General features: G+C 28.2%; 13 protein-coding genes, 1 tRNA gene and 1 other annotated feature. Of the genes, 8 read left to right on the forward strand and 6 right to left on the reverse strand.

Features of this window, described 5'->3' with window-relative positions:
- Positions 1-148: 148 nt before the first annotated feature.
- From CSPA_RS04290 to CSPA_RS04320, 7 genes are all read left to right on the forward strand, one after another.
- Positions 149-583 carry a universal stress protein gene (locus tag CSPA_RS04290; RefSeq protein ID WP_015390980.1) on the forward strand — a complete coding sequence of 145 codons (435 nt, stop codon included), beginning with the start codon at positions 149-151 and terminating at the stop codon, positions 581-583.
- A 325-nt stretch (positions 584-908) separates the two neighbouring features.
- Entirely contained in the window at positions 909-1,148 is a 240-nt protein-coding gene (locus tag CSPA_RS04295; protein WP_015390981.1) for a TIGR04540 family protein, read from the forward strand.
- Positions 1,149-1,184: 36 nt separating this feature from the next.
- Positions 1,185-2,204, forward strand: coding sequence for a tryptophan--tRNA ligase (gene trpS, locus CSPA_RS04300; RefSeq protein WP_015390982.1), 1,020 nt, complete (start codon positions 1,185-1,187; stop codon positions 2,202-2,204).
- Positions 2,205-2,239: 35 nt separating this feature from the next.
- Positions 2,240-2,692 (forward strand): DUF3284 domain-containing protein, encoded by a 453-nt coding sequence (locus CSPA_RS04305; protein WP_015390983.1) that lies wholly within the window; start codon positions 2,240-2,242, stop codon positions 2,690-2,692.
- 289 nt (positions 2,693-2,981) lie between these two features.
- Entirely contained in the window at positions 2,982-5,585 is a 2,604-nt protein-coding gene (polA, locus tag CSPA_RS04310) for a DNA polymerase I (protein WP_015390984.1), read from the forward strand.
- Between the two features lie 35 nt (positions 5,586-5,620).
- Positions 5,621-6,220, forward strand: a complete 600-nt coding sequence (gene coaE / locus CSPA_RS04315; protein WP_015390985.1) for a dephospho-CoA kinase — start codon at positions 5,621-5,623, stop codon at positions 6,218-6,220.
- 45 nt (positions 6,221-6,265) lie between these two features.
- On the forward strand, positions 6,266-6,901 hold the full coding sequence (locus tag CSPA_RS04320; RefSeq protein ID WP_015390986.1) for a lytic transglycosylase domain-containing protein: 636 nt from the start codon (positions 6,266-6,268) through the stop codon (positions 6,899-6,901).
- Between the two features lie 200 nt (positions 6,902-7,101).
- Here the strand turns inward: CSPA_RS04320 and CSPA_RS04325 are convergent, their stop codons facing one another.
- The 6 genes from CSPA_RS04325 to CSPA_RS29680 form a co-directional block, all read right to left on the reverse strand.
- The gene (locus CSPA_RS04325) at positions 7,102-7,329 is read right to left on the reverse strand and encodes an acyl carrier protein (protein ID WP_015390987.1); all 228 of its coding nucleotides are present in this window, start codon (positions 7,327-7,329) and stop codon (positions 7,102-7,104) included.
- 117 nt (positions 7,330-7,446) lie between these two features.
- Positions 7,447-8,958: an amino acid adenylation domain-containing protein gene (locus CSPA_RS04330; RefSeq protein ID WP_015390988.1), complete on the reverse strand. Its 1,512-nt coding sequence runs from the start codon at positions 8,956-8,958 to the stop codon at positions 7,447-7,449.
- A gap of 27 nt (positions 8,959-8,985) precedes the next feature.
- On the reverse strand, positions 8,986-10,335 hold the full coding sequence (locus CSPA_RS04335; RefSeq protein WP_015390989.1) for a hypothetical protein: 1,350 nt from the start codon (positions 10,333-10,335) through the stop codon (positions 8,986-8,988).
- On the reverse strand, positions 10,322-11,920 hold the full coding sequence (locus CSPA_RS04340; protein ID WP_015390990.1) for an MBOAT family O-acyltransferase: 1,599 nt from the start codon (positions 11,918-11,920) through the stop codon (positions 10,322-10,324). The genes CSPA_RS04335 and CSPA_RS04340 overlap by 14 nt, the downstream gene beginning before the upstream one ends.
- A gap of 384 nt (positions 11,921-12,304) precedes the next feature.
- Positions 12,305-12,389, reverse strand: a tRNA-Leu gene (locus tag CSPA_RS04345).
- A 450-nt stretch (positions 12,390-12,839) separates the two neighbouring features.
- A complete protein-coding gene (locus CSPA_RS29680; protein ID WP_158399829.1) occupies positions 12,840-13,148 on the reverse strand; it encodes a hypothetical protein in 309 nt (102 codons plus the stop codon).
- 252 nt (positions 13,149-13,400) lie between these two features.
- Positions 13,401-13,674: a binding site (T-box leader), on the forward strand.
- Between the two features lie 128 nt (positions 13,675-13,802).
- Here CSPA_RS29680 and CSPA_RS04355 point away from each other — a divergent pair.
- Positions 13,803-15,770: a class I tRNA ligase family protein gene (locus CSPA_RS04355; RefSeq protein WP_026106447.1), complete on the forward strand. Its 1,968-nt coding sequence runs from the start codon at positions 13,803-13,805 to the stop codon at positions 15,768-15,770.
- Positions 15,771-15,803: the final 33 nt, after the last annotated feature.

A 15,803-nucleotide genomic window follows, 5' to 3' on the forward strand; every position in this document is an offset into this window, starting at 1 on the left:
TGGTTGTACCTTATTAACGTATCATATCTTAATATATTTAATTATAAATTATAATTGAGAAATCTTTTATATTAAATTTAGAGAAAAGAGGATATTACTCCCATTATGTAGAATACTATATAATATAAAACTGGAAGGGGGAGTATATATGAATAAGAGGAAAGTATTAATACCTATAGATGGAACTGAAAGAAGCATGCATTCTTTAGATTTCGTAAAAGAAATATTTCCCAATGATTCAATTGAAATCATGTTAATGAATGTTAAAGAATTAGTATTAATTAATGAGATGATAGTTGCAGATGAAATAAAATTTGCACAAGAATTAGGTGAAGAAATATTAGAAGCAGCTAAAGAAAAAATGAAAGATTATAGTAAAGTTGATACGTATTTTACTTTTGGATATCCAGGAGATGAAATTATAAAAAAAGCTCAAGAAGAAAATATTGGTGTAATCGTTATGACGAAATCAACCAAAAGAGGTTTAAATAGAATTATTGGTTCAGTAACAACAAGTGTTGTGAAGAGAGCTAAATGTATTGTAATGATAGTTCCAAATGATTTTACAATTAGTCTTAATTAAATGTGAGAATTATAATTTTAAAATGGATTTTAAAGGCTATCTTAAAAGTGGAATTAAGATAGTCTTTTATCTATGGTATATGGAATTTTACTTTATATAATGATATAATAAAACGAAACTATTTTACTATAATTGTAGAAAATAGGAACAATAAAATATTAAAATTTTTCATAGGTGCAGCTTTATTATGAGTTATGTACTCTATTAAAAATTAGTTAAGTATATCTATGGTGTAGAATTTTTATTCCTATATCAATTGAATTGATAATAGGTAATAGAATTGCTAGACATAAGATAAATTATATTCAGTATTAAGGAGTTAGAGATGAGAGCAGTTTATAGAAACCCAAGAGAATTAGCAACATGTTTAAAGGATATTGTAGATACATACAATGATGATTTAATTTCATATGAAAAGATGGAAGAAAGAATCATGAAGATTGTAGATGCAAACAGAGATTCGATTTATAAAGAAAAAGCTATGTCAGTAAAAATCGCTAATGTCTTAGGGGACGAAAGAGTAGAAGTTATCAATAAAGTAGTTGAAAGTAAAGCAGGACAATAGTATTAATTTGCTTTACAGTTTAGGAGTGGAGTTTTAATGGGCAAAAAAATAATACTAACAGGAGATAGACCAACAGGAAAGTTACATATAGGACATTATATAGGTTCTTTGAAAAATAGAGTTGCACTTCAAGAATCAGGATTATATGAAAGCTTTATAATGATTGCAGATCAACAAGCCTTGACAGATAATGCGAGAAATCCTGAAAAAATAAGAAATAGTTTAACTGAAGTAGCATTAGATTATTTAGCAGTTGGAATTGATCCAAGCAAATCTATTATATTTGTGCAGTCACAAATACCAGAATTAAATGAACTTACAATGCATTATTTAAATTTGGTTACTTTATCAAGATTAGAAAGAAATCCAACCGTTAAAGCTGAAATAAAACAAAAGAATTTTGAAAATAGCATTCCAGCAGGATTTCTTATTTATCCAGTAAGCCAAGCGGCTGATATTACAGCTTTTAAAGCTGATACAGTTCCAGTTGGAGAAGATCAATTACCTATGATTGAACAAACCAGAGAAATTGTTAGAAGTTTTAATTCTCTATATGGAGAAGTTTTAGTTGAGCCTGAAGCTGTGCTTCCAAGTTCAAATGCTGGAAGATTACCAGGTACTGATGGTAAAGCAAAAATGAGTAAATCAATAGGAAATTGTATATACTTATCTGATGATGCAGATACTATAAAGAAGAAAGTTATGTCAATGTATACAGATCCTAATCATATAAGGGTTGAAGATCCAGGGCAAGTAGAAGGAAATACTGTATTTACGTATTTAGATGTTTTTGCTACTGATAAAAATGCTGTAGAAGAAATGAAAGAACATTACAAGCGCGGTGGTCTTGGGGATGTTAAAGTAAAAAAATATTTAAATGAAGTTCTTCAAGCTGAATTGGAGCCAATAAGAAATAGAAGATTAGAAGTTGAAAAGGATCTTGATTATGTATATAAGATGTTAAAGGATGGTAGTGATAAAGCTAGAGCAGTAGCAGCTAATACATTAAAAGAGGTCCGAGAAGCAATAGGTATAGAATATTTTGCAGGAAAATAAAATAGTAAATTAGTTTCATTTGAGGGGGAAACAGAATGAAAGCAGCAGGGATATTAAATTATCCATTAGAAGATGTATTTCATATTTTCATTAAGAATGCAAAGAAGGATTTCTCGGATTTTAATGAAGAAGATGCTAAAGGTTGTAAAATACAAAAAAATATTACTTCTGGTGGTGATAAACCAATAGAATGTACAATTGAAATAACAGATTATATCAAAAATGAAAAATATCAAATTACAACTTCAACAAACTATGCATCGTGTGTATCAACATATTATTTTAAAGGTCAAAAAGATGGCACAACTAAATTAGAATTTGAAGAAAATCAAACAACAGAAAAGTTTTTTGGTTATTTATCCTTATGGGTTCAAAGATATATGGCGAGGCGTAACTTTAAGGCAAAATATAATAATATAATTGATGGCCTTAGTAATGAATTGAAGACATATACTGAAAACGTAAAAAGAAGTACACCTAAAAAATAAAATAGTGAAAATGTATAGTACAGTGCTGTTTCAAAATATAATATTTTGAAACAACACTGTATTATGTTTTGATATGAATTTTAATAGACAAAGAATTTCTGATTAGAATATATAGGAATACTAATGGAGATTTTGGAAATAATAGTATTGAAATTCCAAGCTTTGTTGATAAAATTTAAATTTCATCTTATATATACTTTAAGTTACACAATATAGTATAATGAGGGTAAAAGTTTGAATTAAATAAACACATATAATAAATTATTAAAAATATTTTAGGAGGATTTCAATGAAAAAATTATTAATATTAGATTCCAATTCGCTTATGAATAGGGCTTTTTATGCCTTACCTCCTCTTACAAATAGTGACGGAATAAATACTAATGCCATTTATGGTTTTATAAATATGTTATTTAAAATAAAGGATGAAATTAATCCAGATTCTATAATAGCTACCTTTGATTTAAAGGCTCCAACCTTTAGACATAAGGAATATGCAGAATATAAAGCTGGTAGAAATAAGATGCCGCCTGAACTTGCAGAGCAATTTCCGATTATTAAAGACTTATTTAAACTTATGGGAATAAAGATTTTTGAAATAGAAGGTTTTGAGGCAGATGACTTAATTGGTACAGTATCTAAGTTTGCAGAAAACAATGCTACAGAAGTGGCAATAGTCACAGGAGATAAGGATGCACTTCAATTGGCATCTGATAGTACTAAAGTTATTATAACTAAAAAAGGTGTTAGTGAAACAGCAGTTTATGATAGTAAGACTTTTATAGATGAATTTGAAGTGACTCCAACTCAATTCATAGATGTTAAAGGACTTATGGGCGATAAATCTGACAATATTCCAGGGGTTCCTGGAGTAGGAGAGAAAACCGCGTTTAAACTAATTAAAGAATATGGTTCTGTTGAAGAAGTCATGAAAAATATTGATAATATTCCAGGTAAAAAACTTAAGGAAAATTTAGAAAACAATGTTGAACAAGCAATATTTTCCAAAAAACTTGCTACTATAATGAGAGAGGTTCCAATTGAATTAACATTAGACGATATTAATTCAATGGAAAAGGAAAACATAGCAGAAATAAAGAAAATGCTTATAAAACTTGAAATGAAATCAATTTTAGCAAAGTTTAAAGATGATACGGTCTCAGAAGAATCAACGGTTGAAATAAAAAAGATACATAATATAAAAGAAATGAAGGAATTATTTTTAGAAAAGAAAAATAGAATTTATATAGATTATACTTTAAGTGATGCCTCTATATATTCTAAGTTAGAACTTGAATATTTGGTTTTGGGTGAAGATAATAAAGGTATTATTATATACTTTAAAGATATAATTTCTGAAAATAAAGATGAAGCATTAAAGGTTTTAAGAACGTTAATGGAAGATGAAAATATTAAGAAAGTTATTCACGATGGAAAAAACTTTGTTACTTATTTAAATAAGAATAAAATTGAAATTAAAGGTTTTGATTTTGATACAGCAATAGCAGCTTATTTAATAGACTCATCTAAAAATAAATATGAAATTTTAGAACTTGTTAATCGTTACATTGGTGATAATCCAAATACCGAAGATGAGAACCTAAAAGGAATTCTTTCTAGTTACTTGCCAGAAATTTATGAGGAATTAAAAGAAACTCTTCATAAAGAAAATATGGATAAACTTTATTATGAAGTTGAGCATCCGCTTATTTATGTACTTTCATCTATGGAGAGCATTGGATTTAATATAAATAAAGGCATGCTAGATGAATTACAGATTAAGTTTAAGAAAGAAATAGAAGAAACTCAAAACGAAATATACAAATTGTCTGAAGAAGAATTTAATATAAGTTCTCCAAAGCAATTAGGAAAAATACTTTTTGAAAAATTGGATTTACCAGTGCTCAAGAAGACTAAGACAGGATATTCAACTAATCAAGAGGTTCTAGAAAAGTTAATTGATAAACATGAAATAATTCCAAAGATAATGTATTATAGGCAGATTACTAAAATTAACTCAACCTATGTTGAAGGATTAAAAAATGTAATTGATGAAGATGGACGTATTCATTCAAACTTCAATCAAACTGTAACTACAACAGGAAGATTATCAAGTACAGAACCTAATTTGCAGAATATCCCAATAAAATATGAAATGGGTCGTGAAATAAGAAAAGTTTTTATACCTATGGAAGAAACTGATATACTTGTTTCATGCGACTATTCTCAAATTGAGTTGAGAGTTTTGGCACACATTGCTGGAGATGAAAATATGATAGATGCATTTGAACATCATAGTGATATTCATACAAAGACAGCTTCAGAGGTTTTCAAAGTACCAATAGATGAGGTGACTTCTCTTATGAGAAGTAGAGCAAAAGCTGTTAACTTTGGAATAGTATATGGAATAAGTGCATTTAGTTTGGCAGAAGATTTAAAGATATCTAAAAAAGAAGCAGAAGAATATATGTCAATTTACTTAGAAAGATATCCGAAGATAAAAGAATATCTGGAAAATGTAGTTAAAGAAGCTCAAGAAAAAGGATATGTACTTACAATTTTAAATAGAAGAAGATTTATTCCAGAAATAAAAGCTTCAAATAAAATAGTAAAAGCTTTAGGAGATAGATTGGCAATGAATGCGCCAATTCAAGGAAGTGCTGCAGATATAATTAAGTTAGCAATGGTTAATGTTTATAATAAGTTAAATGAAAAGAATTTAAAGAGTGAATTGATTCTTCAAGTTCATGATGAACTTATATTAAATGTTAAAAAAGAAGAATTTGAAGAGGTTAAAAAGTTAGTTGCAGAAGAAATGGAAAATGCTATTAAACTAAAAGTAGCTCTAGATGTAGATGTGAATTTTGGAAAAACATGGTATGATGCAAAATAATAAATTATGCATTAAAAAGGAGTTTATATACAAAAATGATTAAGATAGGTTTAACAGGTGGGATCGGCACAGGAAAAAGTACCGTTTGTAGTATTTTAAAGAGTGAAGGCTTTAAAATTATTGATGCAGATATGATATCTAAGGAAGTTTTAGAAAAAAATCATCAGATTTTAGAGCAAGTTCGTTCACAATTTGGATCAGGTTTTTTTGATTGGAGAGGAGAATTTAGAAGAAGAGAATTTGGAAATCACATATTTAGATTTCCAAAGGAAAGAGTAAAATATGAAAATATAATTATGCCATACATTAAGAAGGAATTAGAAAATCAGATTAAATTATATGAAAAAAAAGGTGAAAAGATAGTAATAATAGATGCTCCAACCTTAATTGAGAATAATATGCAGGGTGAGATGGATTATATTATTTTAGTGTGTGTAGATAATTCAGTACAAATTCAAAGAGTTATGAATAGAGATAAATTAAGTAAATCTGAGGTTGTAACTAGAATAAATGCTCAAATGTCTATGGAAGCTAAGAAGGAATTTGCAAATATTATTATTGATAACAACGGAGAAGAAATTGCAACACAAAAGCAAGTTTATGATTTGATAGATTTTATAAAATTAATAAGTTAAACTCTTTGTTAATTTCTAAAGTACGCCTAAATTAAGGAGAAGATAATGAGTTTTGGAAGAAAGATTCTACGTAAATTAATATGGTTTATTGTAATTTTTGTAGCAATTATTGTAGGATGCAGGTATCTCATAAAAGAGAACTTTTTTCCATATAAATATAAAGAATATGTAGATAAATATAGTTCTCAATATGAGCTGGATCCATTGTTTGTTCTGGCTGTAATAAAAACTGAAAGTAATTTTGATGATGATGCACGTTCTCATAAAAATGCTGTAGGACTCATGCAAATTACTGTTGAAACTGGAGAATGGGCAGCTAAGGAAATGGGATACAGCAAATTTTCCAAAGAAGATTTATATAATGAAGAATATAATATAAAAATGGGATGCTGGTATCTAAAAAAATTAAACGATAGTTTTGATAAGAATTTAGATTTGACAATTGCAGCTTATAATGCAGGACCAACAAATGTGAAAGCCTGGCTTGATAATGAAAAGTATTCTTCAAATGGAAAGTGTATAGATTATATACCTTTTGGAGAGACTAAGAAATATGTAGATAAAGTAAATACCTACTATAATATATACAAATATTTATATAAGGAAAACGCAAGTTTCTTTGATATAAATAAAGCAGCTAATTTAATTAAAAGTTTGATTAGTGTTCATTTTTTAAGTTAATCAATTATTTTATTTATTATATTGATTATTTTATCTAAATTTCCGATATAATATAAATAAGAAAAGCTTAGTAACTGCGAATTACTAAGCTTTTTTTAGAACATTTCTGGCATTAGTCCTTTTAGAGTATAGAATTTTTTTAGAAGTTATGAGCACTTAATCTTGGTTTGATTGAACGTTATTTTTTATTTTTATAATACTTATTTTTCCTGTAAGCGCTGTATCATATTCAAAATTGCATCTACACTATTAAAATTTTCAGGAACTATTTCAATGGCAGGAATTTTAATATCATATTCCTCACCAATCAAGTTGACAATTTCAACAATATCAAATGAATCTAAAATTCCATCATCTACTAGAGAAGCACATTCTCTAAAATCAATATCGTCTCTAACACCTTTTAATAATTCAATTAAATTTTCCATAACAATTCTCCTTTATTATAATAATTTATATTATGTTGTTATAACAAAATCATAGTAAATAACCTGCATAACAAGTTATTTACTTAAATATAAAAATTAATTTCAATGTATGCATGGTTATTTTATATAGTCATTCTTTAATTTTACTCGATCAATTTTATCGTTCGCATTAAGTGGCATGCTTTCCTTCTTGTGATAAATATTTGGTATCATATAGCAAGGTAACTTTTGCTTTAAAAGCTGAGATAATTTTTTTAACTCTAAATTTCCTGTGTATACAGCAATAATTTGATCACTTTCCTTATTATATAGACAACAACACATATCAACACCATCTAATGCACCAATTGCATTTTCTATTTCTCCTAATTCTATTCGGTTTCCCATGTGCTTAATTTGGAAATCTTTTCGTGATACATATATCATCTCTCCATTTTCATTTAAATAAACTAAATCACCTGTACAATAAACTTTTTCAGGATAACTATTATTTAATGGATTTTGAATAAAGACTTCTTTTGTTTTTTCTGGGTTATTATAATATCCACAGGATAAAAAAGAACCACGAATTAGCAATTCACCAATCTTGCCATATTCTTCAACTGCTTTTCCATTCTCATCAAGAATCACTGCATCTACATTGTCGCATGGGGTTCCTATTGGAATAGGTTCATCATCTTTAAATTCTCTATCTACTATATAATAAATTCCAATGTCAGTAATTTCAGTAGGTCCAAATAAGTTTGCATAAATTGCGTCAGGAACATGTTTACGCCAAATATTAAGTTGTTTAGTAGGCATTGTTTCACCTGCAAACAAAATTTTCTTCAAATTTTGTGGATTTACGACCTCTAATGCACCAAAATTAGCTACTATGCTTAATGCCGAAGGTACCCAGTATATTGTGTTTATATCTTTTCCATTTAAAAACTCCAATAATTTTATTGGAAATGAAAAGAGCAGTTTAGGTATAATATGAAGTGTTGCACCACTTCGAATTGTTGCAAATATATCTAATACAGACATGCTAAAATAAAATGGCGTTTGATTTCCGAATATAGTGTTTTCATTTAAATCAAAGGTTTTAACTACCCAACCAGAGTAGTCAATTACGGAACGATGACATACAATAACTCCTTTTGGTATTCCTGTTGATCCACTTGTAAAAAGAATATATAAAGGATCAGTGTCAATCATTTTTCTTCTAACAATCGCAAGCTTTTCTTTATCTTGAGGAGTTTTGCAAATTTCATCATAAGATATTTTTATACAATCTGTTTCCATAAGGGAAAGGAATTTCGCTGTTTTATCATCATAAATTACAGCCGCAGGCTCAAGTGTTTTTAAGATTATGTTAATACGTTCAATTGGCATTTGTGAATCAATTGGTACATAAAAGCATCCTCCATATGCCGCTCCCATAAAAACTGCAATATTTCGTGAATTTTTTTCCATATAAACAACAACTGCTTTATGCGTACTGATTTTTTCTATTAAATAGCTTCCAATACTTCGAGCTGAATCTGCCAATTCACTATAAGTAAGTTCATATTGGTTATCGGAAAAGGCAACTTTATTTGGAAATGTTTGCTCTGAATTTTCTAAGTATGCTAAAATACTTTTTTCCATATCATTTCCTCCAAATTCTATAAAATATTATTTTGAAATGTCTTCTTCATAGTAACGAACATTATTATTATCATTAGAACCTGCTGTTTTGGCATTTACACGTATCTTGTATTTCTTATATGTTGTAGAATCAAAAACAAACGTTGGACTTTTATCATAATTTCGTATTATCTGCTCCTTACCATTTTGTAAGTCTGTCAACACAAATTGATATTCTGGAGTTACCTTAGTTCCATGAATAGAATCCGCTGTTAATGCTATTTTACTGTCTTTCTTTGTAAAACTGAACCATGTAATTGAAACATAGTTTTCGGCTGTATTATATTCTTCAGGCTTATAAAAATATTTATTCATATCTTCGCCATTTTGCCTTAGTTTCAAGAAGTTTGCCAAAGACTCAGAAAAAGCTTCAGCTCCCTTGCTGTTAAGATGCTCAGCATCACTAAAGTAATCTTCCTTTGATTTAAATAACTCTGGTTTAATTAAATTATAATCATAATATTCAATATTTAAATTCTTGGCAATTTTAGCTATTTCATTATTAAAGTCAAAATAATTCTTTACTCTTAGAACTTGATATACAGGAGCAGGTGTAGTCAAGAGGATTAATTCGCAATTATTTGCTTTGCATAAGTCAGATATTTTTTTCAAGTAGTCCACATCCATTTTTTGTATATCACTTATATTTCTAATGTCATGAGAACCTTTCACATTATCATAATTAATAGTTCCTTTTGAATCAGTTGGATTAACTTTTACAGCTCCTTTTCCTATATAACCACTTTTATTATTTGCTAAAGCTTCTACTTGTCCAGCTTCTGGATAATTGATATAAGTCGGAGTTAATTTTCCATAAATATTTTTTATTAAATTTTGTATAGAGTCTACATGATATCCACGCCACGGAAACAGTCTGTCTAAATAAGAACCATCTTGAGCTGAGGAAGCAAAATAATATTGTACTTCATTAAAAAATGAATTCATATATGGTGCCGTTGAAAGATATACCAAGGATTTTTCTGCCTTAGATGTAAAATTATTCTGTTCTGCGGTTAAAATGACTAATTTAGGCTTTTGATAATTAAATAATTCCTTTAAGGAATAGTAAGTACCAACAAACATTTGTGAAGGAAATGCATAATCGAAGGTTTTTAAGCCTAGTTCTTTGTCCATTGTGTATGGGTTAATATCTCTTTCTGATAGTGAAGCACCTACAAATGCTACATCTATATTTTCTTTTTTGGAATACATTTCACGCATCGTCATTCTTGTATTATTGCCTTTTGGCACAAATGCAAAGGTTAAAGCATAATTTATCATAATAAATACTATTACAAATGTAATTAATTTAAACCATGCTGATTTAGAATTGTGCATACATAAAACCTCCCAATAAATTTGTAGAACTAGCATCAAAATATATTATGGTAAAAATTAACATATATAGCACTATCCATCTAAAAACTAAATTTTGCTCGGATAAAAATGAACGAATTTTTATACCAGCTTCTTGCATTATACTTATTGTTAATAGAACAATAGTTGCCACGAATAAAACTTGAAAATCAAATTCTTTAAGTCCTAGTTTAAAGATTGTTCCATCCATTAATTGATTAATATTAAAATTCACTATTGTATTATGCAGCATATAAAGTGAAGCGTCTAAGCTATTTGCTCTATCAAAATACCAGCCTAAATTTACAATAAAAAATGTTCTTAATATCCTAAATAGATGATATGAGAAGCATTCAGTATTTACTTTTAGTATTCTTTTTAACCATATATAAAAGGGATCTATAATTGCACTAAAGGCAATTATAATACCGTTATATAATCCCCATGCCACGTAATGCCAATATGGTCCATGCCAAATTCCAACAACTAAAAACACAACAAGGTTAGAAATGGCAACTGGTATGATTTTTCCCATTCTCTTTCCAAGGTATTTACCTGCTAGTTTTCCTAATTTGGACATTCTTTTGGTTAGTGCTAAAGGATAGAAAATATAATCTCTCATCCATGAGCCTAGAGTTATATGCCATCTACGCCAAAATTCTGACAAGGAAGTTGAGAAATAAGGGCGTTTAAAATTTATTGACATATCAATTCCAAATAATTCTGCAATTCCTATCGCTACATCAATTCCACCTGAAAAATCTGCATACTGTTGTAAGGAATAAAATAATATTCCTAATATTGTAATACCGCCACCATACTGGTCATAATGATTAAATACCTGATTAACAACCGAAACAGCTCTATCAGCAATTATCATTTTTTTAAATAGCCCCCATAAAATTAACTGCATTCCATATTCAAATTTTTTTAAATCAAATTTATGAGTTTCATATAGTTGATTTGCTAATTTATCAAATCTATTAATGGGACCTTGTATAATTTGAGGAAAAAAGGAGATAAATAGTGCGAATTTAAAAAAATTATTTTCAGCTTTATATTTGCCATTATATACATCAATCAAATATCCCATGGATTGAAAGGTATAAAATGATATACCAAGTGGGAGCAATAACCCTAATGTAATAGGTTCAATTTTTCCTTTTGATACCAAATTGAACAAATCAGTAAGATTTATAGCTAAGAAATTAAAGTATTTTAAAAAACCGAGAATTCCAAAATTAATTAATAATACACACCAAAAAATCATTCTCTGTTTTTTCTTTGCTAAAGTTCTTATATTTCTCTTAACTTCAGGTGTAAGAACTTCTTTTTTTTCATTTAGCTCAATTTCCTTCTTCTCATTAATTTTATCAATGAGAATTGTCCCAATCCAAACACTAAGTGTTGTAAAAAGTATATATCCAATAGTCTTTAAACCAGCAAATGAATAAAAAACATAACTGCCAATCAGTAAACATATCCACTGAAATTTTTTAGGTAATAGATAATATGCAGAAATTAATATACATAAGAAAAGCCAAAAATTAAACTGCAAAAATGACATTACTTCACTTCCTCATTTAAGTACATAATATATAATATTGTATTCAGTATAATTTATTATATTGTCAAAATAGTGACAGCTTTAAAAATATTTAGAAGTTAATCCAACTATAAGCATGATTAAATTATTACCTATAATTTAATACTATTAATAGTATTTATCAGCCAATTTAATAGAGCCTATAAAATAGAAAAGCCCAAGTAAGCTCCAAACTTTGTGGACTTTACTTGGGGTAGTTTAAATAGTTATTAATTTTAATAAAATTCATTAATTTTCAAAAATAAATTATTTAATGTAGTTACAAAAAAATAACACACGATTCGGTTATCTTTACCAAAGAATCGTGTGTTATTTCCTAGATCACCTACAGTGTAGGTGTGGTGTTGGTGCAGGTGACGGGACTTGAACCCGTACGTTATTTAACACACGCCCCTCAAACGTGCCTGTCTGCCAGTTCCAGCACACCTGCAAAATATAAAAGCAACAATATAATAATAATTCATTTTTACTAAAATTTCAAGAAGTTTCGGTTTTGAGACCTGAACATTAATTTTATGTGAAATCGGTGATAGTACTTATTTAGATTATATAATTCACCAAAATTACAAAAAATTCTATTAAGAAGAAATTGGAGTTAAAACTTGTTTTAAATAAAACAATATAAAAAGATAACAATTTATTAGGTAGCATGCTGGTTTGAAGTGATGTTTGTAAAACAATTAATATGGAATAAATTATAGTAAGTACTTCTGATTATGTATATAATATAATTATATGGAAAGTTAAGTAAATTAGTGATAATTAGATATTAACAATGTAACATAATAAGAAAAACTTTAGGAATGCTGAAAGGTGTGAAACAATGGAAGGGCTATCAGGCGGGAGTATATAGGATTTTAAAGAGGGCTTTTGAATAATATTATCTAAGTAAAATGTATGTATTTACTTCTAATGTTTTATAGGTATAAGTGGTCAATAGGAAAGGTGGAGTTTTTATAAAAAATAGAAATGTAGTTACAATTATATTCCCTTCATTATTTATGACTATAATAACAATAATCTCATTTTCTAATATGCTTAATTTTAATGTAATTGAATTTAAAGGGAGTTTTATTTTATCGTTAATTTTATTATTTCCTTTGTTATTTCTTTTGCAAGGAATTATAAGTGCTGTAAATAATACTAATGTATTATTAGCATTGGGTATTTCTACATTAGACTTTATCATATTAATGATGGTTTATTTGAATGATTCAGCCTCTATATATATTTTGATTTATTTAGTGTTTGGATTAATTGGATATATAATAACTAAGAGTATTATAAAAATTAAAATATCTAAAAAAATAAAGTAAATATATTCTTCTGCAAGGTAATAGTTTCAAAAAGAGTAAGTAAAAATGATTGTGTTTATTGTAATAGAAAAAGTGTTATTCAATATAATTGACATGCTAATACTTGAGGTATATAATTATAAAAAATAAAGGCTATGAAGAGAAGAGTAATTATGAAGGAATATTCAGAGAGTTTTCGGTTGGTGTGAGGAAATTATGAAAACATAATGAAGCAAGTCTTGGAGCTGCATACGGATCTTATGAAATGAATTATAAGTGATGCTATGACGTGGGTTCACGTTACAGAACTAGAGTATGATTTTGCCTAGAATTATAGGAAGATGGTGTACTTAATGAGTCTAAAATGGTGACATTTTAGAAAAAAGGGTGGCAACGTGAAATTGAATTTTCGCCCCTGTAGAAGTAAATTTTCTGCAGGGGCTTTTTTGACGAAAAAAATATTAAGTTTGAATTTTAAGGCACATGAAAATAGGTTAGCAAGAGGACTTGTTATTTATTTGATAGTGCCTAAAGCAGGAGTGAGATGTATGATAAGTAAAAGATTAGAAAGAAACGAAAGACCAATATTTCCTAAAAAAGCTGTAGTTACTGCAGGAATGCCTTATGGAAATAAGAATCTTCATTTTGGCCATGTTGGAGGAATGTTCATTCATGCGGATATATTTGCAAGATTCTTAAGAGATAGAATTGGAAAGGAAAATGTTATCTTTGTATCAGGTACAGATTGTTATGGTTCACCTATTCTTGAAAGCTACAGAAAGTTAAAGGAAGATGGATATAAAAATACCATGGAAGACTATGTGACAGCTAATCATTTAAGTCAAAAGAAAACCTTAGAGGATTATAATGTCAGCTTAAATATTTTTGGGGCTTCAGCCCTTGGAAGGTCAGGAGAAATTCATAATGAAGTTTCAGAAGAAATATTTAATACATTATTCGAAAATGGTTATATAAAGAAGTTGTCAGCATTACAATTTTACGATGAAGAGAAAAAAACATTTCTTAATGGAAGACAAGTAGTTGGGAAGTGCCCAATTGCGGGATGTAATTCAGACAAAGCATATGCAGAAGAATGTTCATTAGGTCATCAATATATGGCATCAGAACTAATTAATCCTATTAGCACCTTATCTGGAAATAAGCCTATATTAAAAAACGTTGATAACTGGTATTTCACCTTAGAGGATTCTATGGATATAATGAAGGAACTTAATGAATTTTTAAAGAAGAATTCTAATAGAAGAAAATATGAAATTAATGCGATAGATGAATTTTTAAAGAAACCACTAATTTATGTGCCAAGAAAATATATAGACGATATAAATGAATTAGAAGCTAAATTTCCAAAGCATGAGACTATAGATGAAGAAAAAAAATCTTCAATAACTTTTGTTTTTGAAAAATTAGAAGACAGAGATAAAGCTAAAGAAATATTAGATGATTTAAGTATTAATTATACTAGTGGAAAGACTTTAGTTCCATTCAGATTATCAGGAAATATTGAATGGGGAGTAAAAGTACCAGATAAAGAAGAATTGAAAAATTTAACTTTTTGGGTATGGCCAGAATCTTTATGGGCACCAATCTCTTTTATAAAGACATATTTAGAGTCAATAGGAAAAAATCCTGAAGAATGGCATAATTGGTGGGAAGATGAAGACTCAATGGTATATCAATTTATTGGAGAAGATAATATCTATTTTTATTCAATTGCTGAGATGGCAATTTTAATTGGTCTTAAGACAGCTAAAGGTGATAATGTAGATATAACCAAAGTAAAATTACCACATATTGTATCTAATAAACATATTTTGTTTATGGATAAAAAAGCAAGCAGCAGCTCAGAAATCAAGCCACCAATGGCAGATGAATTGTTGGAATTTTATACAAAGGATCAATTGCGTATGCATTTCATGAGTTTGGGGCTATCTTCAAAAAGTGTTGGATTTAAACCACAAGTTTATATGAAGGGAGAAGAAAAGTCAGGAGCAGATCCAGTGCTAAAAGAAGGAAACCTTTTAACTAATGTATTTAATAGGTTGATACGTTCATGCTTTTATACTTTACAAAGCTTAAATGAAAATATTCCAAAAGAAGAAGTAAGCGAAAAAATTAAAGAGTTAACAGAAAAAACAGTATTGGAATATGAGAGACATATGTATAATCAAGATTTTCATAGAATAGCATATGTTCTTGATGATTATATAAGAGATGTAAATAAGCACTGGGCTAGTAATATTAAAAATGAGGAATTGAAAAGAAAAATAATTGCGGATTGTTTTTATGCTTGCAAAGTTATAGCAATACTAATTCATCCAATAGCTCCAGAAGGTTCTGAAATGTTTAAAGATTACTTAAATGTAGATGATGAGTTATGGAACTGGGATAAGATATTTGATCCGATTACTTCCTATTTTAAAGATGGTGAGAATCATAAATTTAAATTTCTTGAACCAAAGGTGGATTTCTTTAAAAAATTGGAATATCAATATTAAACAAGAATAATATAAAGGTTACAATATATGTTA

This window comes from Clostridium saccharoperbutylacetonicum N1-4(HMT) (genome assembly GCF_000340885.1).
In the GTDB taxonomy this organism is placed as follows: Bacteria; Bacillota; Clostridia; order Clostridiales; family Clostridiaceae; genus Clostridium; species Clostridium saccharoperbutylacetonicum.

Bases quoted from the DNA above. Each gene is read 5' to 3' on its own strand.
- CSPA_RS04340 (WP_015390990.1), bottom strand. From the start codon at position 11,920: ATGTCATTTTTGCAGTTTAATTTTTGGCTTTTCTTATGTATATTAATT.
- coaE (WP_015390985.1), top strand. From the start codon at position 5,621: ATGATTAAGATAGGTTTAACAGGTGGGATCGGCACAGGAAAAAGTACC.
- CSPA_RS04325 (WP_015390987.1), bottom strand. From the start codon at position 7,329: ATGGAAAATTTAATTGAATTATTAAAAGGTGTTAGAGACGATATTGAT.
- trpS (WP_015390982.1), top strand. From the start codon at position 1,185: ATGGGCAAAAAAATAATACTAACAGGAGATAGACCAACAGGAAAGTTA.
- CSPA_RS29680 (WP_158399829.1), bottom strand. From the start codon at position 13,148: ATGATAAAGTCTAATGTAGAAATACCCAATGCTAATAATACATTAGTA.
- CSPA_RS04320 (WP_015390986.1), top strand. From the start codon at position 6,266: ATGAGTTTTGGAAGAAAGATTCTACGTAAATTAATATGGTTTATTGTA.
- CSPA_RS04295 (WP_015390981.1), top strand. From the start codon at position 909: ATGAGAGCAGTTTATAGAAACCCAAGAGAATTAGCAACATGTTTAAAG.
- CSPA_RS04335 (WP_015390989.1), bottom strand. From the start codon at position 10,335: ATGCACAATTCTAAATCAGCATGGTTTAAATTAATTACATTTGTAATA.
- polA (WP_015390984.1), top strand. From the start codon at position 2,982: ATGAAAAAATTATTAATATTAGATTCCAATTCGCTTATGAATAGGGCT.
- CSPA_RS04330 (WP_015390988.1), bottom strand. From the start codon at position 8,958: ATGGAAAAAAGTATTTTAGCATACTTAGAAAATTCAGAGCAAACATTT.
- CSPA_RS04355 (WP_026106447.1), top strand. From the start codon at position 13,803: ATGATAAGTAAAAGATTAGAAAGAAACGAAAGACCAATATTTCCTAAA.
- CSPA_RS04290 (WP_015390980.1), top strand. From the start codon at position 149: ATGAATAAGAGGAAAGTATTAATACCTATAGATGGAACTGAAAGAAGC.
- CSPA_RS04305 (WP_015390983.1), top strand. From the start codon at position 2,240: ATGAAAGCAGCAGGGATATTAAATTATCCATTAGAAGATGTATTTCAT.